Origin of the sequence: Daejeonella sp. (assembly GCF_036405355.1) — a bacterium.
In the GTDB taxonomy this organism is placed as follows: domain Bacteria; phylum Bacteroidota; class Bacteroidia; order Sphingobacteriales; family Sphingobacteriaceae; genus Daejeonella.
The window spans coordinates 15,075-34,953 of record NZ_DASWXT010000065.1 but is presented as its reverse complement, the minus strand read 5'-3'; the positions used below and the strand labels follow the sequence as shown (position 1 = coordinate 34,953).

The 19,879-nt window shown below is 41.1% G+C and carries 11 protein-coding genes; 3 read left to right on the top strand and 8 right to left on the bottom strand.

What is annotated here, in order from left to right:
• Together VGE44_RS08325 and VGE44_RS08320 are read right to left on the bottom strand one after the other, a co-directional pair.
• A partial coding sequence (locus VGE44_RS08325; protein WP_331077866.1) for a response regulator transcription factor occupies positions 1-574 on the bottom strand: 574 nt, incomplete at its 3' end.
• Positions 571-1,656: a sensor histidine kinase gene (locus VGE44_RS08320; RefSeq protein WP_331077864.1), complete on the bottom strand. Its 1,086-nt coding sequence runs from the start codon at positions 1,654-1,656 to the stop codon at positions 571-573. The genes VGE44_RS08320 and VGE44_RS08325, both read right to left, overlap by 4 nt.
• A gap of 196 nt (positions 1,657-1,852) precedes the next feature.
• Here VGE44_RS08320 and VGE44_RS08315 point away from each other — a divergent pair, with 196 nt between their 5' ends.
• Positions 1,853-2,998, top strand: coding sequence for a TlpA disulfide reductase family protein (locus VGE44_RS08315; protein ID WP_331077862.1), 1,146 nt, complete (start codon positions 1,853-1,855; stop codon positions 2,996-2,998).
• Positions 2,999-3,011: 13 nt separating this feature from the next.
• On the opposite strand, the gene VGE44_RS08310 is transcribed toward VGE44_RS08315, so the two are convergent.
• On the bottom strand, positions 3,012-5,948 hold the full coding sequence (locus tag VGE44_RS08310; RefSeq protein WP_331077860.1) for a DNA polymerase III subunit alpha: 2,937 nt from the start codon (positions 5,946-5,948) through the stop codon (positions 3,012-3,014).
• 3 nt (positions 5,949-5,951) lie between these two features.
• Positions 5,952-7,109 (bottom strand): DNA polymerase IV, encoded by a 1,158-nt coding sequence (gene dinB / locus VGE44_RS08305; RefSeq protein WP_331077858.1) that lies wholly within the window; start codon positions 7,107-7,109, stop codon positions 5,952-5,954.
• 427 nt (positions 7,110-7,536) lie between these two features.
• On the opposite strand from dinB, the gene VGE44_RS08300 reads away from it, so the two are divergent.
• Together VGE44_RS08300 and VGE44_RS08295 are read left to right on the top strand one after the other, a co-directional pair.
• The gene (locus VGE44_RS08300; protein ID WP_331077855.1) at positions 7,537-8,457 is read left to right on the top strand and encodes a sulfite exporter TauE/SafE family protein; all 921 of its coding nucleotides are present in this window, start codon (positions 7,537-7,539) and stop codon (positions 8,455-8,457) included.
• A 223-nt stretch (positions 8,458-8,680) separates the two neighbouring features.
• Complete coding sequence (locus VGE44_RS08295; RefSeq protein ID WP_331077853.1) at positions 8,681-9,418, top strand: hypothetical protein; 738 nt, start codon at positions 8,681-8,683, stop codon at positions 9,416-9,418.
• 73 nt (positions 9,419-9,491) lie between these two features.
• Here the strand turns inward: VGE44_RS08295 and VGE44_RS08290 are convergent, their stop codons facing one another.
• From VGE44_RS08290 to VGE44_RS08275, 4 genes are read right to left on the bottom strand one after another with little or no spacing between them, the layout of a single operon-like run.
• Positions 9,492-10,346 carry a cupin-like domain-containing protein gene (locus VGE44_RS08290; RefSeq protein ID WP_331077851.1) on the bottom strand — a complete coding sequence of 285 codons (855 nt, stop codon included), beginning with the start codon at positions 10,344-10,346 and terminating at the stop codon, positions 9,492-9,494.
• 58 nt (positions 10,347-10,404) lie between these two features.
• The gene (locus tag VGE44_RS08285; RefSeq protein ID WP_331077848.1) at positions 10,405-11,127 is read right to left on the bottom strand and encodes a 4'-phosphopantetheinyl transferase family protein; all 723 of its coding nucleotides are present in this window, start codon (positions 11,125-11,127) and stop codon (positions 10,405-10,407) included.
• Positions 11,128-11,140: 13 nt separating this feature from the next.
• On the bottom strand, positions 11,141-15,475 hold the full coding sequence (locus tag VGE44_RS08280) for an amino acid adenylation domain-containing protein (RefSeq protein ID WP_331077846.1): 4,335 nt from the start codon (positions 15,473-15,475) through the stop codon (positions 11,141-11,143).
• On the bottom strand, positions 15,472-19,878 hold the full coding sequence (locus VGE44_RS08275; RefSeq protein WP_331077844.1) for an amino acid adenylation domain-containing protein: 4,407 nt from the start codon (positions 19,876-19,878) through the stop codon (positions 15,472-15,474). The genes VGE44_RS08280 and VGE44_RS08275 overlap by 4 nt, the downstream gene beginning before the upstream one ends.
• Position 19,879 lies beyond the last annotated feature (1 nt).

Below are 19,879 nucleotides of genomic sequence, written 5' to 3'. Positions count from 1 at the left end.
GTAGGCTTATCAGAAATGACCTGTGTATCCGCCTGAAGCTTGTATCCGGCAGGAGTTCTGCGAGATATTTCATGGTCATATGTATTATGTAATTGCCCTTTAAAGTATTGAGGATAATATAATCTTTGATGGATTGGGCATATAAAATATCACTATGCTCAACTTTTACCATCTTCCCATTAACTTTAAAATAGGAAAATGAGTTTTCTGCTTTTGGACTTACATTCTGTTTCAGAAATTTAGCAATAGCAGCAAGGAATCTGTCGTAAGTGATCGGTTTTAATAAGTAATCGACAGCTTCAAGCTCATAACTCATCACAGCATGTTCTGAGTAGGCTGTGGTAAAAATAAATGCAGGTGGGTTTCTCAAAGATTTAATAAACTCAATGCCGCTCATAAAAGGCATTTTAATATCCAGGAAAATCAAATCAACATCTGACTGGCTAATACAGGTAAATGCTTCAACTGCATTTCCGCACTTCTTTAATAATGTCAGACCTTCAGTTTTATTGATATGGTTTTCAATGACTTGTTGCGCAAGAGGTTCATCATCAACTATAATACATCTTGTCATGGGTTTAAAATTAATATTAAACGCAGTTCGTAGCTATAATCACCTTCAAGTATTTCCATTTTGTGTGCGCCGGGATATAGGATCTGAAGCCTTTTGGCTATATTCTCAAGTCCGATGCCTTTGTTTGCGGATTTCTTTGCCTGGTCTGATATTTTACTATTTCTGATTTCGGCTGATAACTCATTTTCTACCAGACTTATTATAATATGAATATAGCCCTCATTGATTTCTTCTCGGATACCATGTTTGAATGTGTTTTCGATGAATGGAAGCAGTAATAAAGGCTCAATCCGGGCAGTTTCATTTATTCCCTGACTTTCAAAAGTGATGCAGATTTTATCTGAATATCTAATGGCTTCCACCTCAGTATAGGTTTTGAGAAAGTCTATTTCCTGTTTTAGCTTCAGTTTCGGTTTGGATGCTTCATATAAAATATAGCGCATTATGTCTGAATGTTTGGCTATCAGAGGAGCAGCTTTTTCAGATCCCTGCAGGGTAAGGGAATAGATATTATTCAGGGTATTGAAGAAAAAATGTGGTTGAAGCTGGATTTTTAGGTAATTAAGTTCTGCGTTTAACTGTTGCTCTTTTAGTTCTCTTAATTGTTTTTCCTGCTTTTGCGACCTGATGAAATATGCGAGAGCAGTAATCACTAACAGCTCCCTGAAAATATACATTAAACTAAAATTCAGACTTACTGTATTTCGAAAGTTAATTCCCTGTGCTGATTTCAGATTCACTTTAGAAAAGTTTAGCTCAGAAACCAACCAGTTGATCAGCGGGGTATAAATATTAAAGAGAAATAGAAATAACAGAAGATAAATGGTGAATTGAATAAAGTGCTTTTGGAACAGGTGTTTTTGCAGGATAAACTTGTAATAGATCAGATATGGTACCATGTACAACAGCCCGGATAAAATCCTGTAGGGTATAGATTGAATAACCAGTAATGAATTGCCTCCCGGTTCTCGAAGGTTAAATTCTACATCAGATAATAAAGGAAACAAGAGGAAGTAGCACAGGAAGAATACCGTTTCAATCCTGCCGGATTTATTGTTTAGCCACCTTTGATTTGATTTCATAAGGCATTAAGGTATAAGAAAATTAATCTTCCTGATCAAAGAGCTCGATATTTACGATGTTTTTTCGACAAAAGCACTCATTTTTTCGACAAGTATCTTAAAGTTCTTTTTTGTCTAATTTATTGGCACTAAGGTCTAATAACTTATTGAGATGGATTTCAATGCAATAAGTTTGTTGAAAATAAATCAGATAAAAATGAGAAGATCAGGATTGATAACAATTGTATTAAGTCTAATGTATGGTATTGCTTCAGGACAGGATGCTAAGGATATAATAAACCGGGTACTCAAGGCACAAACTTCATTAAAAACAATTTCTTATACTCTCGATCGCAGGGATACGCTGCTTACAAAAGATGTTCGTACAATGAGCGGAAATGTAAAGTTGGAAACAGATGACAGAAACACAAATACAATGGGTTTTAAATTTTGGGCAAAAAAAGACGGAGAATTGGAGGAGAGAGTATATGATGGCTATGTCGCTTATACTATAAATCCACAGACTCAAACATATACCCTGACTACCTCAAAATCCGGTATATCGAATATCCTGAACGGTGGTGGTGGTCATATTGTTTTTCCTGATCTGGTTAAATTAGATACATCGAAAGCCAGCGGCTTTTTTGTCAGAGAAGATGAACGCAATTACTATTTAACGCTTACTTATCCTGATTATAAAGCAGAAAATGTAACGAACAGGTTTAAGATTTTTACTATCGACAAAAAAGTGATGCTGCCCCTCGCCATGAAAAATCATCAGGAAAGTTATGGCAATATTCAGGATCTCTATTATAAAGTGAGAGACTTAGAAATTAATGAGCCTGACTTCAAATACGATTTTACCTCGCTGGCCTTTCTGGATCAGTATAAACAGCAGGTTTCTGTTCAGGGAAGTATGAATTTGCCCATTATGACCCTGAAGGATCATGATGCTCCTTCTTTTAAACTCAGTACATTTTCCGGAGAAATGATGTCTTCTTCCGATTTTAAAGGGAAAGTTGTTCTGCTCGATCTTTGGGAAATATGGTGCAGTCCCTGCATTGCGGCAATGCCTAAGCTTGAATCTATATATGAGAGATATAAAGATAAAGGCTTGCTGGTATACGGAATAAGCAGCGATATCAGAGGGCTGAGTGCTGCAAAGAATATGGTGCTGAAGAAAGGAATCAAGATTCCTATGCTGATTGGGAATGAACAATTCAAAAAGGATTACTACATCAGTTCTATTGCTTTGCCAATGTATTTGCTTATTGATAAAAGTGGAAAGATAAGTTTGCTCTCAAATGGGTTTACCGATGAGATAGAAGATGAGATAAAGAAAGCTCTTGCTTCTGGCGGCTAATCCTGTGTCCCCGTTAAAAAACCGGGTTATCCCTGATTGGGAGTTTGGCAAACTTCTCGACCTCAATTGCGGGGCAGCCAAAATCCTCGACTACTTTTCCGAGGATCAGATAACAGCCCTTTCCTCTGAAAGGATAGGAAGGAGTATTATTCGGGAAATGAATTGTGTCCAGGAATTCACCCTCTGCATCCAGAAAAGTACCGAACCACATTTTCTTATTATTTTTTGTGCGGACTGTCTTTTCACAGACGTAATTGCCTGCTAACCGGATTGTTTTGTTGAGGTGCTTTGATAAGTCTTTTGCTGCAACATCCCCGTGGTAGTCCGATTTCATCAGGTCGAACATGCTCATGCTTAGTGGATAACCTAATAATTCAAGCTCATTATAGGCATCTTCCAGTATCGAGCTTTCCAGTTCGGGCAGATAGAGTTCTTTCGCTTCGGTACAGAACAGTTCGGTATCCTGTTTAGGCACAATTTTGCTGCCGAGGTAATTATGTACTTCCCATAGCAGTTCTTTTTTGTTCTTTCCGCAGAACCTTAGGGCTCCGATACGGATCAGGATAATGGCCTGATCGAGTGTGATTCCGGTTCGTTTGATAAAATCGGCGAGGTCGCGGTAGGGACCATTGGCTTCCCGTTCTGCCGGGATGAGCTCGATGTATTGGTTTTCGAGTCCCTGGAGGCCAATAAAACCCAGCCACACATCTTTACCTCTGATCCTAACCTTCGCTTCACTATTGTTTACGCAGGGTAAATGCACCCGGGCACCCGATTTCTGAAGCTCATGAACATAGACCCAGCGCTGGTAAAAGCCGCCGTAATTATTCAGTACGGCTACCATAAACTCCATGGGATAATAAGTTTTGAGGAAGAGGCTCTGGTAACTTTCTACAGCGAATGAAGCGGAGTGGGCTTTTGAGAAACTGTATCCAGCAAAAGAGGAGACCTGTCGCCAGACTTCTTCGGTAGTTTTCTCATCTCTTCCAATCTCTTTGGCGCGGTCGAAAAATCGCTGAACCAGGCGATCGAATTCTTTTTTAGAGCGGTATTTCCCACTCATACCCCGACGCAAAACGTCGGCATCTGTGAGATCGAGCCCGGCATAATGATAGCAGATCTTGATCACATCTTCCTGATACACCATTACGCCGAAGGTTTCCCGAAGATGCTCTTTCATTACCGGATGCAGGTATTCGACATTTTCGGGATCATGGTAATTGCTGATATAGGTCTTCATCATACCCGAAGATGCTACTCCGGGGCGGATGATTGAGCTTGCGGCAACGAGCGTCAGATAACTCTCACATCCCAGCTTTTTCAGCAGTTGCCGCATGGCAGGCGATTCGATGTAAAAACAGCCGATGGTTTTACCTGTTTTTAATTTCGCATTGATTTTCGGGTCTTTCATGAAGGAGCTGACCGCATGGATATCCAGTTTTGTTTTCTGATTTTCGAGGATCAGACGGACCGCCTCTTTAATATGCCCGATGCCTCTCTGGCTCAGAATATCGAATTTTTCATATCCGATGGCTTCGGCTTCATACATATCCCATTGCACGGTAGGCATACCTTTGGGCGGCAGATCCAGTGCAGTATAATAGGTGATCGGTTCTTCTGAGATCAGCACACCTCCTGCATGGATAGAACGCTGGTTTGGCATATGCTGCATCATACTCTGAATGGCCAGTATCTTAGCAAAAGTCGGGTTGTTCCGGTTCTGTTCCTGTTTTGTAGGGTCAGTAAAACTATCTATCTCCTGAGCCGGTAAGCCCATTACCTTGCTGATCTCCCGGATGATGGAGCGGTCTTTAAACGTACTCATCGTTCCGAGTAATGCAGTGTGATTGCTGCCGTAACGTTTAAATATATAGTCCTGCACATCTTCCCGTTCATCCCAGCTGTAATCGATGTCGAAGTCGGGCGGGCTACTCCGCTGTCGGTTCAGGAAGCGTTCAAAATACAGGTCGAGTTCTATAGGATCTACATCAGTGATACGCATGCAGTAAGATACGATGCTGTTTGCCCCTGAGCCTCTTCCGATATGATAATAGCCTCTGGCCATCGAATAGCGGATGATATCCCAGGTAATCAGGAAATAAGCAGAGAAATGCAGCTCATTAATAACCGCAAGTTCTTTCTGTACCCGTTTTAAAGCTTCCCTGTTCGAGCGGCCATAGCGGTATTCCATTCCTTCAAGGGCGAGTTTCTCCAGCAGGGCTTTGTCATCTTTTGTCGATCCGGTAAATGTCTTCCGGTTCTTTGAGCCCTTTTCAAAGCTGCTGCTGCAGTCGTTCATGAGTTTCTCGGTATTACTAATAATAAAGGGATAGCCTTCATAACGTTTTTTCAGCTGATCAGGGGAGAGGAACACCTCATCTTCATGGCAGCAATCATTTTTTCCGATCTTGGAGAGCAGGGTGTTCAGGTCTATTCCTTTTAAATAAGTATGCAGGCGATGCTCTATCTTATTGCTAACCGTTACGCTATGCAGAGCCACAATTTTTTCCCTGATCCCTGATAAGGGCTTCCCGAAAAGATTGTTCAGATCCCGGTAGGGGATACCCAGGAATTCATTTTCTTTCAGATCCCGGTGTTCGTAGCTATATGGATATATGATGTAAACATTCTGAAAATCCCAGGGTTTGTCGGGCAGCTCCATACTGTTGAGATTGTAGAAGCTGAGGAAGTCATTCAACTCTTTCATGCCTTCCCTGTTGCGGGCTATGCCGATATACAGAAGTGCGGATGATTTCCTGAACTCGATACCTGTAATGGCTTTGATCCCCTTTTCCTGGCATTCTCTGATGAATTCCATCGCTCCCGTAGAGTTATTGATATCGGTAAGTGTCATTTGTTCTATCCCCATAGTTTTAGCTTGCTCTACCAGTTTTTCGACAGAGAGGGTGCCGTAGCGCAAACTATATTGTGAATGAACATTCAGGTACATGGCTCAAAGATTGATGTCGATGCTGGATGCCAGTTTTACAGCCTTCTCTCCAAACCTGTTCCGGATGCGGTCCATTGCCTGATAAAGTTTATACTGTTCTTCAGAAGCACCATAGAGGCTGATTTGTTCATTCCCGCTTACCAGTTGCGAAAGTTTAACTCCAACAAGGCGAATCAGCATGCGCCGGTTGTATAAGGTGTCAAAAAGCTCTTTTGCCTTGCTGATCAGGAAGGAATCCAATGAAGTATACGGAATCCTTGCCTGCCGGGTATGCGTTTCGAAATTGGAATATCGGATGGTTACGGTGATACAGGCAGCCAGTTTTTGCTGTGATCTGAGCTGAAAGCAGAGATCCATAACCATGGAACTAAGCAATTGTTTGATCTTCCGGGTATCAATGCTGTCGTTCTCGAAAGTGCTTTGTGTTCCGATCGATTTTTGCTCACGGTAAGGCAGTACCGGCGAATTGTCGATTCCCCGGGCTTTCTGCCAGAGACTTGTGCCATTATTGCCTAATACCCTGAATAATTGTTCCTGTGGGATCTGAGCCAGAGTATAAATATACCTTACCCCCATTTCGCTCAGCCGGATATAAGTAGCCTGCCCCAGACCGGGAATCTTTTTAATGGATAGCGGGTTTAGAAAAGGCTGAACCTCATCTTTCGAAACCTGCCGCTCTCCGTTCGGCTTGCATTCATTGGTGGCAATTTTTGAAACCGTTTTGTTGACCGACAGGCCGAAGGAAAGGGGAAGCCCGGTCTGCTTCATTACATACAGCCTCAGTTCATGGGCAAATTTCATGCAGCCATAAAAGCGATCCATTCCGGTCATGTCGATGTAGTGTTCATCAATAGAAGCCTTTTCAAGCAGAGGAACCCGCTCCTGCAGAATGTCGGTTACTATATGCGAATACTTGCTGTATTCATCCATATTGCCGCGGATAAAGATCGCATGCGGACAAAGCTGCCTGGCCATTCGCGATGGCATAGCAGAGTGGACTCCGAATTTCCGCGCCTCATAACTGCAGGATGCGACCACCCCGCGATCGGAACTGCCTCCGATAATCACCGGTTTCCCGATCAGGGAAGAGTTCTTCAGGAGCTCTACAGATACAAAAAATGCATCCTGATCGATATGAATAATGTGCGTGTCTTTTGACATAGTTTATTAGCAGGGGGGAACAAATTTATGCTAAAAATTTTAGTAAAATGAAAAATAGTTTGATAATTTGGCGATGGAAGATTAATGAGCAAATGAGGAATCAATTTGTCAATGTGTTAATTTGTCTATTTGTCGATTGAAATTGGACATGAAGAATATATTTCTTCTCCCTATTCGCAAAAGCTAAGTAATTAGCAAATTGGAATCCTGCTTTCCACCCTGCCCGTCATTCTCGACAAGTAAATTGATTTTTAATTCATGAGGATTTTTTCGCGAGGAGAGATCTTTGGCAGATTTATTTGAAAAATTTCAAAATAAATTAGGTGTAAAAGAAAAAATGATTTATAATTGTCTACTAAATCCATAGGATTTGTATTTATTACTGAAACAGGACTAGATTTCGCATTAACAATAGATCATAAAAGCATTGAACGACGTAAAAGTAAGGGTAGTTTCCCAGGAAAGGCGATGGAAAAAAATTGCTTATTTATCATTATTCAGTCTGGCAATACTCTTTGTTATATATGCAGTATATTCCTATGTTTCTTACCCTGCAGTTCTCGATTTGGGTAAAGAATTGTCGGCGCAAATTGATGATAAATTTTTATGGATGTTGCTCGTAGGCTTTTTAGCTCAAATGGTTGATGGTGCTTTGGGTATGGGTTATGGTGTAGTGTCTACAACGCTTTTACTATCAGGAGGCATGAACCCGGCGGTAATTTCCGGTAGTATTCATACTGCAGAAATGTTTTCAAGTGGGGCATCGGGCTTTAGTCACTATCGTTTTGGTAACGTGAACATGAAGCTGTTTAAAACGCTCCTGATTCCGGGTGTTTTAGGGGCAATTGTCGGAGCTGTATTTCTGGCCTATGCCGGTGAAAATTACGGTCAAATTATCCGGCCCATAATCTCGGTATACACGATGATCCTTGGAATCAGAATATTGACGAATGCATTCAAAGAAAAGCGAAAAGCACAAAAAGTTAAACGCGCCGGATTGCTTGCGGGTGCAGGAGGATTTCTTGATTCTTTCGGTGGAGGAGGCTGGGGACCTCTGGTCACCAGTACGCTCATTTCAAAGGGCCGGACACCTAAGTACGTTATCGGCTCGGTCAGTTTAACAGAATTCTTCGTGACAATGGCAAGTGCGCTCACTTTCTTTGTTATTTTGGGAGTAAGTCATTGGCAAACCATTCTTGGATTGATTATAGGAGGTGTTCTCGCCGCACCAATTGCCGCAAGGCTTGCAGGTAAACTGCCGCTTAAAAAAATGTTTATCGGCGTCGGTGTGATCGTTATTATTTCAAGCCTGCGAATTATCTGGAATTCTATTGATAAGGTTTTTTGAGGGCGCTGGGATTGTTGGGGCTAGGGATAGTTCGGCTTCTTTTCAGTAGGGCAATAATCAATCGGAAACGAATAAATTGGCAAATATTTTTTGCTTCCAGCTTTCTATATACAACTATAGATTTACTATTTAAAAATATTTACAAACATCAAACATCAGAGAACTATCAAACCTTTGCATGAACTGAATTTTTTATTATTTTTAATATTAAAACCAGAGAAATATGCTAAGTAAAACTAAAACTTTTTACTCAGGACTGTCAATTATTTTGATGGTTTGTCTGACAGGTTTTGTGCCTGATACCCGGAATGCGGATGAATCGATTAATGGTGCCTGGAAAACTCAGCAGAGTACTTTAGAGCAGGTTTTGCTGTTCTCAGACGGATATTTTATGCATACGATTTTTGATAGGGTGAATAAGCAGTTCATACAAAGCAGGGGAGGGACATATACCATTTCAGGCAAGGATTTAGCGGCTAAAATTGAATTTAATACCATTGATAAGGATCAGATCGGTCAGTCGATTACCTACAGCTTTTCTGTAAACAGGAATAAATTAAGCAGTGATATCAGCGGCAAAAAAGCTATCTGGGATATGCTCGATAAAGGTGAGGGTGAGATGGCGGGTACCTGGCGTATGTCGGGGCGTAAGACCGATGGGAAGATCGTAATTAATCCGCCAAGAGCGCGTAAAACCCTGAAAGTTCTAACCGGAACTAAATTTCAATGGGCAGCGATTAATGCTGAAACGAAAGAGTTTTTTGGTACTGGCGGAGGCTCTTATACCTTTGTCAATGGAAAGTATACCGAAAATATCGAATTCTTTTCCCGTGATAACAGCAGAGTAGGGGCCTCTCTTTCTTTTGACGGGAAATTAGTTGATGGGAACTGGCATCATTCGGGACTTAGTTCTACCGGAAATCCGATTTATGAGGTATGGTCAAAAGAACTGAAACAATAAGCTGGTTTCTTGTTCCCGACTTTTTCTTAGACCCTCCTTCTTGCAATTGGTACGTGTAATTTTCAATAGCAAACTAATATTTTGCTCCTGAAAACAGATCCTTCAATTTACAATAAGCACCTGCTGCGGTGGCATAGGCATAGCTTGCGAGTGCATTTTTTAAACTTTCCCGCTTTTTGAATTTCCAGATATCACTTTTCCATCTGGCAAAATTGATATCGTTAATCTGATCAAAGATCACAGAAATATTTGTTGTAAGGGAAAGTGCTGTGTGCCAGGTTCCACGCGGAATGAATAAGGTTTCTCCGGGAAGAATTGTTCCCTTTATAGGGGTGGAATTTTTGAATTTAGGATGTATTTTATAGTCTGGATTAAAAATATTAACTAGAGAGACATATGGGTTCCTGGGATCAGGATAGAGCATTTCATCCTGCCCCTGAGGGAAAATAGTTATTTGTTTCTCTCCATATACCTGGGTTATCCATGCATTGGTATAGTACTGGTCGATGTGTGCGAACGGAAACTGACAACCTAAACCTCCGATAAATAATTCGAGACTATTCCCCAGTTTGCCCGGGGGAAAAACCTTCTCTTCGAACCAATTGGGTTTAGCGTAACCCATATTAACCGGCTCAATCAATGGGAGTAATTCAGGTAACTGAGTCCGGATTTCGAAAATTGCAGGATATGGAGCCGGATTTTCAGGAGTGCTTACTGCAACATAATCTAAAATCTGACCGATGGTATATTCTTTATGATTGATAATGGTGCTCCGATCGTTAAAATGTTCTCTCAGATAATCTGGCGTAATTCCGCCATGAGCCTTCCAGACTTTTGAAGCATTTTCAAAAATAAGCGGTATCCTGGGTTTATAGTGTTCCTCCATAAACTCTTCATAGGATATCTGGGATTTTTTTTGAATAGTCATCGGTTTTTTAATTAAATATAATTATTATCATTTTATCCCATATTTAAGCTTTATATAATCAGAATTCAAAATATAAAAAGTTCAATTTTTTTTCGGCCTGAAAGGCGATACTACCCGTATACTTATGATCAATATTGAAGCTATTCAAGTGCCAGTTGCCATTTAATCCAATGAGCTCTTCATTATTATTATGCCATCCGTCGAGGCAGGGAATATTCCTGAGTTCATCATCCAGTCCTCTGGAACTTGCCTTGGCCAGAGCTTCTTTTCGTGTCCAGTACCTGAAAAAAAGTTCCTTGCTATCAGCCGCTTGTTGAATACAACTAATTTCCTGCTCACTGAAACTATGTCTAAGGATGTCAGAATAGTTGAAGCTGGTTTCAATTCGCTCAATGTCAACGCCAATCTCCGTATCAGAGATGGCAATCAGAATCAATTCACCGGAATGTGATACATTAAACCGGATTGTGTTTAATTCTGATCTCAGCTCCGGTTTTTTATTTTTACCAGCAATAAATTCGATCCCGGAAGGGGGAATATCTGTATATCTGCTAAGCAGAATCCTCAAGGCTACCCTCCTGGAGACAAACGAAGAACGGTCTTTGGAATGAAGAAAGCGGGATGCTTTTAAAAGTTCATCCTTACTGAGTATATTTCCTGGAATAAGGTTGTAGTCCTGCACACTGATTTTCCAGATATCTACCTGATTTTCTGATCGGCTTAATGTTTTTTTTTGCCATATAGGTTCTATATGTTTGCAGAAAATCCGGGTTGCTGACATGTAAGATATTATGTTATCCTCTTTTTTGTGCCGACTCATCAAGGCATTTCTGAAGAATTTCGGCAAACTCCTGATCATTTGGCGGAGCAAAAATATAATTATGCTCTCCGGGTATCTCATGTATCCTGATTCCTTTCAGTGCAAATGGCTTCCAGCCTAGATACTCGAAATCATCCATATAAAAAGTCCGTTTTTTTGCCCTGAAAAGCTCTATTGATCCATTATATGGCGTAAATACATACTTTTCCCAGGCTTGCATGTTTTTTATATCGATGTTATTGGCATATCCGAAAAACCCTTCCTGATTTTGTTCCCGACCATACTTAAGTTTCCAGTATAATTGGATGAACCTGCGTTTTATTGCTTCAGTTTTGTACTCAATTGTACGTTTAGGGTCTTCATTGAATAGGGTGAAGGTGTAAAGCAATTGTTTACTTAGGTATCTGGTCTTGTTGAATAATCTTGTAAATGTAGAATCGTACCGGTCAGACTGGTAGGCATAGGTATCAAACATGGCGAGCATTTTCACCTCCTTACCCATGGCCTTGAACTGCTTTGCCATCTCAAATGCTATGATACCTCCGAAAGAAAAACCTGCGATAGCATACGGTCCCTTTGGATTATGCTTTACTATTTCAGATATATAATAGGCAGCCATATCTTCGATTTTTTCCAATGGCTCGTCAATACCATTCAGTCCCCTGGCCTGTAGACCAAATACCGGTTGATCGGGATCCATATTTTTTGCCAGGGTATTGAAAAATAATACATTTAATCCGGCACCATGAACGATGTAAAGTGGCATTTTGCTGCCCTGTGGCTTGATTGCAACCAATGAATCCCAGGTAATGGATTTCGCATCCATTTCCAGCATCAGAGCCATCGATTCAACTGTACTGTGTTCAAACAAGCTGGCCAATGGCAGCCGTTTTCCCGTTTCTTTCTCCAATTGATTGAGAACCTGTAGAGCCATCATGGAATGCCCGCCTAATTCAAAAAAATCATCAAATACTCCCACGGCCTCAATCCCCAGATGTTCAGCCCATATATGCGCGACAAGACTTTCTACATCCGTCCTGGGTGGTACAAAACCTATTGTGGAATCCGGTAGATTATTAATACTATCCTTTTGTGAATTGGATTTAACTTTCTGTTCTGAATCAGTGATCCTACCTTTGGCAAGCTCAAATTGTTTCGCAAAATCTGAAAGTCCTGATATCTTAAACAAGGTGGTGATTGGTAATTTAACACCTGTCTCTTTTTCAAGGCGTGTCATTACCTGAACGGCTAAAAGCGAATGCCCACCCAGATCAAAGAAGTCGTCATTCAAGCCAAGCGATTCTATTTCTAAAACAGCTTTCCAAACCTCAGCAATCAGTTTCTCTGTCTCAGTTTTTGGGAGCGCTTGATTTTTGTTCTCCAGAAGGTTCTCATTAGGCTTTGGTAGTGCTTTTCTATCTATCTTTCCGTTTGGAAGTAATGGGAATTTGCTCAGGATAACAAAATCACCGGGGATCATATAAGAAGGCAATAACTCTTTAATGCCCTGTTTCCAGGATGCTATTTGAGTGGAATCCGGGTTATTGTCCTCTGTTTCAGGAATTACATAAGCCACCAGCCTTTGATCTCCTGGGCGGTCCTCTCTGGCAATCACCAAAGATTCCTTAACCTGATCCTGTTCATTCAATGCCTCTTCAATAGCACCTAATTCAATCCGATATCCCCTTATTTTAACCTGATTATCTATGCGTCCGAAACACTGAATCTCTCCATTGTCCAGAAATTTACCCAGATCGCCGCTGCGATAAATTCTTTGGGATATTTCTGGTGAAATTGGGTTTTGAATAAAGCTTTTTGCAGTTAGCTCAGGTTTATTGAGATATGCTCTTGCAAGTCCGGCACCCCCGATATATATTTCTCCTGTGCGTCCTGCAGGTACCGGTCGCAGGTGCTGGTCTAGAATATAGATCTGAGTATTTGCAATCGGATGTCCGATACTAATTAGCTCATCGGAAGCTTTGATCTCTTTTACTGCCGACCAAATAGTAGTCTCAGTCGGTCCGTACATATTCCAAAGCGAACTACATCGGCTCATTAATGCTTCCGCGAGGTCTTTACTTAGTGCTTCTCCGCCACATAACACTTTGAGTTCAAGCCGGTCATTCCAATTGCTTTCTACCATCATTCGCCAGGTAGATGGCGTAGCCTGCATGATACTTACCCTTTCTGTTCTTATCAGGTCAAGAAGTTCTCTGGCATCCTTTGCTATTTCAGTATCAGTGATCAGGAGTTCTGCACCGCTGATCAGCGGGAGATATAATTCAAGTCCGGAGATATCAAAGGAAATTGTAGTCACCGCCAGTAACTTATCCTGAGCAGAAATGCCGGGCTCTTTCTGCATGCTGAATAAAAAGTTGCAGAGGCTATGGTGTTCAATAGCTATCCCTTTAGGCTTGCCGGTTGATCCTGATGTGTAGATTACATAGGCAAGGTCAGTTCCCTTAACTTCTACAAGTGGATCAGTACTGGGATAGTTGGTTAGTTCCCGGAAAATTTCTTCGAGTACGATCTCTTTTGTTCCCCCACTGTTAAATTGACTTTTATATTTTTGAGAACTGATTAAAACTTTTGCTGCTGAATCTTCGAGCATGTACTCTATCCGCTTGAGAGGATAATCAGGATCAACCGGAACATAAGCTGCTCCTGTTTTCATAATAGCCAGCAAACTAATCATAAGTTCAGGAGAACGGTCGACTGCCAGTGCGATTGTGTCTCCTGGATATAATTGATTATCAATTAAATAGTGGGCAAGACGATTAGCTTTCTCATTGAGCTCTCTGTAGCTGGTGGTACTGTCTCTGTATTTAACAGCAATTTTATCAGGATATTGCTGTGCATTTTCTGAAACAAACTTATAGACAGGTTTGTCTTCCGGATAGCCGACCTGAGTATCATTCCAACCGGCAATTTTTTTCAGAAGCTCAGTTTGGTCGCTGACAAGAATATCTTTTAATTTTGTCTGAGGATCTTTAACAAGGTTATTCAGAAGAGACTCAAATTGCTCCATCATTTGTCTGATGGTTTCAGCTTTGAACAACTGGGTGTTATAGGTCCATTCTAATTTGAAGTCGTCATCTTCAATTGTTGCATTAATAAACAGCTCAAAGTTTTCATAATCTCTTTTATTGGATATGACTTTACATGTTAATCCCTCAAAATCAACCATGCCGCCCAAGCCCTGGTCAAGGCTGAATACGACAGAAACCAATGGCGCTCTGGATGGGTCGCGTGGGATATTCAGATTCTTCAGCAGGCTTCCGAATGTGAATTGCTGATGATCATAAGCATCCAGGGTAGCAAATTTCCTTTCTTTAAGATATTGCGTGAATGTCATTTCATCCCTAAGCCTGGATCTGATCGGAAGCAGGTTGATACAGTGACCCATCAGATGGTAATTGTCTGTAATCGCCTGTCCGGCCGAAGGGAGCCCAAGAACGATATCATCCTGTCCACTCAATTTATATAGTAGGATCTCAAATACTGCTCTAAGCGTAATTGCAAGGCTTGAACCCTGTTTATTACTGAAGGTTTTAATATCACTGAACAGATACTTATCCAGAATAGTATCTAAACGATTACTTTTATTGGTTCTGATTGCCGGCCGGGGGAAATCAGTTGGCAAGTCGAGTACAGGTACACTATCTTTGAACTGGTCTTGCCAGAATTGTTCAATTTGCTTGTAATCATTGCTTTGAGAGAATTTCTTTTGATCTAAAGCATATTGGGTAAAGGAATTTGCTTCAGGCAATTCAGAAGGTTCATTTTTGATACGGGCCGAGTATAATTTACCAAGTTCATCGAGAAAGATTCCCATTGACCATCCATCACATATGATATGGTGGGCGGTAAAGATTAGCGCATGATTATTATTCTCAAGTTTGAATAAGGACAATTTGTACAAAGGTCCGTTTTGCAGATCAAAGACTGTATTGACCTCAGATTCTATATAATCAGAAATAAAAGTTTCCTTTTGATTCTGATTCTTTTGGCTCAAATCTTCAAAATAAAGATTCAGCAGTTGTTTTGAAGAGATACAAATCTGAGAAGCATCACTAGTAAACACCGATCTCAGGGATTCATGCCGGTCAATAAGTTCCTGCAGACTTTGTTCAAGATAAATGCGGTTAAGAGGTCCTGAAATATTAAGAGTAACAGAAAGATTGTATGCCCGGCTTGCTTCATCACCACCTAAAATGCAGGATATCAAGATCTCCATCTGAGATTCCGTAGCCGGAACAAAGACCCTTTCCGGGTTTAGCTGAAGGTCGTTTCTTTCAGTTTTATTCATAAAGGAGCCCCTGAGAACAAGAGGGCAAACTTTTCTAAAGTAGTAAATTTAAACAAACTTGTCAAAGGTAATCTTAAACCGGTTTCCTTCTCCATTCTGATCATTACCTGTACCGCTATAAGCGAATGACCACCGAGTTCAAAGAAATCATCATCTAATCCAACAGACTCTAATCCTAATGTTTCAGCCCATATTCTTGCGACCAATTTTTCCGTGGCGGTTCGGGGCGTAGCTTTTTCCTGATTATTTTCGAGCTTCTCTTCAGGTTTGGGTAATGCCTTTCTATTGGTCTTGCCATTGGGAAGTAAGGGTAATTTTTTCAGCAGCACAAATTCAGCCGGTATCATTTGGGCAGGCAGTAATTCTTTCAGGCTTTCTTTCCACTCAACCAGTTGATCTGCTGAGGCAGTTAGTTCACCTGAATAGGGGTCTCTGGCATAATCAAATGCTGAATCCTTAAGCGGACTTAGAATCTCCCCTGCTTCAGGAATCCTGTCAGGTTTTTCAGATGGAATGAATATCACGTCAAAACAACCATCTGAACCATCATTTGTCCACCGTACATGACTGATATATCCAAGTTCTGTTCCCAGATTCCAGAAAGGATGCGGATTCAGGCCCTCCTTTTTTGAAGTCAATAAAGATTTCACATCTTTTACCGATGCATTATTATCAATTTTGGCAAGAATTTTCTGAAGGGAATAATCATCTATCGTTCTTTCATTGAGTACTTTATGAAGGTGGACAACTTTTCCGGGATATTTTTTTAACTCACTGTTTATCCAGGCTATATTATTTCCAGCTTCCCATTTGATCTGAATATCAGCTTTTATACTTGATGAACCGGCATTGACATATAGCCAGATATCATAATGGTATTTGGTAGTTTCGTTGATATGCTGTCCTTCCCTTAACTGAACATTCACCCCACTGATTTCCGGAATCAGTTCAGGCAGTTTATAGAAAAATCCCGGATCGGCAACCAGCTCATCTTCCAGCTTCACCCGGCGATCACAAATCTTTTTGAAGTCAGTAATTTTTAGGTTTTCGTCAGTTCGGTTTAACTGATCATAAGCATGATACATTGGCAATGTACTATTGCCCTGCATATCACCGATAAATATGCATCCTCCATTTTTTATTGCTTTTGATGCCTCTTTAATTACCTTAACCAGGTATGAGGCATCTGGAAAATATTGAACAACCCCATTAATGATCACAAGATCCAAAGAGCCATCTTTCACAAAAGAAAAATCATCAGCCGGTGCTGTAATCGCGCTCACGTTTTTCCATTTTTCAGGTTCGGCGCTAAGTTTTTCCTTTAGTTTCTCAATAGCGGTTTCTGCGTAATCAGTTGCGATGAAATTTTCGGTAAAGGGTGCAAGTTCGAATACAAGCTGTCCCGCACCGCAACCCAGTTCCATAACTGTTTTAGCATTTATAGCTTTGATACGGTCTACCGATTGTTTTAGCCATTCTTCAACCTCCTCCCGTATGTCAGTCCGTCCACTGATTTCCTGAGCAACAGCAATATCGAGTTGCTGTTCGCCAATACTTAACTCACTTTCAGACTGAATTCCCCGTTTATAAAGATCTTCCCATCTTTCCTGCCACGAAGGTGATTTACTGTTCCCTTCAACATGTTCAGGGACGATATAGGCTACCAGTTTTTTATCACCTGGAAGGTCTTCCCTTGCAATTACAACAGCTTCTTTTATCGAATTCTGCATTAGCAGTGATTCTTCTATTGCTCCAAGTTCAATCCGATGGCCCCTGATTTTAACCTGATTATCTATCCTGCCAAGACATTGTATATCACCTTCTGCTGTGTATCTGCCAAGATCACCGGTACGGTACATTTTTTTATCGGTCTGATCTGAAAAAGGATCTTTAATAAAAGCTGCAGCTGTTAGCTCCGGATTATTTAAATAAGCTCTGGCCAGTCCATCACCGGCAATATAAATCTCGCCGGTTCCTCCCTTCCGAACCGGTTTAAGGTATTGGTCGAGAAGGTATACCTGAGTATTTGCTATTGGCCTGCCGATTGTTATTGCCTGATCAAAATTACTGATTTGTTTAAGGGTTGACCAGATGGTGGTTTCGGTCGGGCCATACATATTCCAAAGGGAACTGCATCTTTCCTTCAGGCTTCCGGCAAGGTCACGGGATAAGGCTTCACCTCCACAAAGTACTTTGATGTTGATTGCTTCATTCCATCCGGCATCCAGTATCATTCTCCAGGAGGAAGGGGTTGCCTGCATGATGCTGATCTTTTCATTCCTGATCAGATCCAGCAGAAGCCGGCCATCCTTCACTGATTCTGAATCAGCTACAAGCAATTCAGCACCGCTGATTAGAGGCAGATAAAGTTCGAGTCCAGCAATATCAAATGAAATTGTCGTGATTGCAAGAAGGCGATCCTCAGGGCTGATGCCCGGTACTTTCTGCATGCTGCACAGGAAATTCACCAAACTATGGTGTTCAATTTGTGTTCCTTTTGGTTTGCCAGATGAGCCGGATGTGTAAATTACATATGCAAGGTCAGAACCATTTACAGCTACATCCGGGTTCTCTGCAGAACATCCTTTTAGTTCATTCTGAATATCTTCAAGGATAATTTCTTCGCTCTCAGAAAATTTATTTTGATAGGCCTTAGAAGTCAGCAATATTTTTGCTGAAGAATCCTTCAGCATATATTCAATTTGTTTTTTCGGATAGGCGGGATCGAGTGGTACATAGGCAGCACCCGATTTGAGGATTGCAATCAGGGCGATGATCAGTTCTTCAGATCTCTCGAGCGCCAGAGCAATTCTGTCACCTTTTTGTATTCCCCGTTTGATCAGGAGATTTGCCATTTGGTTCGCGCGTTCATTTAAATCCTGGTAGGAGATATTATTATTCCTGAATCTAAGTGCATTTTTTTGCGGATACTCTTTGGCTTTCTGGCTGATCAGTTCGTGCAGGGAGCTGTCCTTAGGGTAAATTGCCAGGGTGTTATTCCATTCAAAATCGTCCCCCCCCGATCCCCGGGTATCGATATCCCGGATTTTTATTTCAGGATTTTCAGTCACCTGATGCAGCAGCTCAGTAAAATCCTCCATCATTCCCCTGATGGTTTCAGCACTGAATAGTTGGGTATTATATGACCATTCAAGAATCAGAGAATCGCCTGAACCACTTGCATTTAAAAATATTTCAAAGTTCTCATATTCTCTTTTATTGATGATGAGTTCATGATTTATCCCTTCGAATTTTACGCCCTCATTCAGCCCGATATCAATATTAAATACTATCGGGATTAGCGGTACACGTGAGGCATCCCTGCTGATATTCAGCTTTTTAAGCAGGCTTCCAAAAGTGTATTGCTGATTTTCATAAGCATCGAATATTGCCGGTTTTCTGATTTTAAGAAATTCCAGGAAAGTAAAATCGCCATTATGATGACTTTTAAGAGGGAGCATATTGACACAATGACCAACCAGACCATTGTAGCCTTCTGCCGACTGTCCTGCAGATGGAACGCCCAGAATGATATCACTCTGTCCGGATATTCGGTGAAGGAACACTTCAAAAGCCACCAGCATACTGCTTACAAAGCTACATCCGGCTTTTGCCCCCATTTTTTTTGCCGCATTGATCAGCTCAGGCTTTAATTCAAAATCATCACGATGGCTTTTGTAGGTTCTGAATTCGGGGCGCGGAAAATCGGTAGGTATATCCAGTTCAGGTACATCATCCATGAACTGCTTCATCCAGAAAGATTCAATTGACTTATATTCTGCACTTTGTTGGAATGCCCTTTGTTTTATCGCATAATCAGCAAAGGCTGGAGCCACTGGTAATTGTGCAATTTCAGATTTTAAACTGGCAGAATACAGTTTTCCCAAATCCTGCATGATGATGCTGATTGACCATCCATCACAGATGATGTGATGACTTGAAAGAGTCAGATGATGGCTATCTTCTGCAAGCTTAAATAGTTTAACCCTGAATAATGGGCCTGTTATCAGGTTGAAAGATGTCTTAGCATCTTCAACCAGAAACTGATCAATTAAATCTTTTTGACGATCAGGATCAATGCCGCTGATATCCTGATAATTATATTGAAGTTTGCCTTCAGAAAAAATACATAATTGTTTACCATCTGCACTGAAACCTGATCGAAGGGCATCATGCCTTTTAAAAAGATCCTGCAGTGATTTTTCAAGTGAAGAATAATTCAGTTCACCCTGAAGGATCAGGGAAACGGACTCATTATATGAACGGTTTGCCTCTTCAGCTCCAATCAGGCATGAAGCCCAGATTTCGGACTGAGGCTCGGTAGCCGGAACAACATTCTCGATTTCAGGACCCGCAAAGGGATCAAATTCAACAGGCTGGAAGTTGTAGTCCGATTCTTGCATT

Bases quoted from the DNA above. Each gene is read 5' to 3' on its own strand.
- VGE44_RS08315 (WP_331077862.1), top strand. From the start codon at position 1,853: ATGAGAAGATCAGGATTGATAACAATTGTATTAAGTCTAATGTATGGT.
- VGE44_RS08290 (WP_331077851.1), bottom strand. From the start codon at position 10,346: ATGACTATTCAAAAAAAATCCCAGATATCCTATGAAGAGTTTATGGAG.
- VGE44_RS08295 (WP_331077853.1), top strand. From the start codon at position 8,681: ATGCTAAGTAAAACTAAAACTTTTTACTCAGGACTGTCAATTATTTTG.
- VGE44_RS08310 (WP_331077860.1), bottom strand. From the start codon at position 5,948: ATGTACCTGAATGTTCATTCACAATATAGTTTGCGCTACGGCACCCTC.
- VGE44_RS08275 (WP_331077844.1), bottom strand. From the start codon at position 19,878: ATGCAAGAATCGGACTACAACTTCCAGCCTGTTGAATTTGATCCCTTT.
- VGE44_RS08320 (WP_331077864.1), bottom strand. From the start codon at position 1,656: ATGAAATCAAATCAAAGGTGGCTAAACAATAAATCCGGCAGGATTGAA.
- VGE44_RS08280 (WP_331077846.1), bottom strand. From the start codon at position 15,475: ATGAATAAAACTGAAAGAAACGACCTTCAGCTAAACCCGGAAAGGGTC.
- VGE44_RS08285 (WP_331077848.1), bottom strand. From the start codon at position 11,127: ATGTCAGCAACCCGGATTTTCTGCAAACATATAGAACCTATATGGCAA.
- dinB (WP_331077858.1), bottom strand. From the start codon at position 7,109: ATGTCAAAAGACACGCACATTATTCATATCGATCAGGATGCATTTTTT.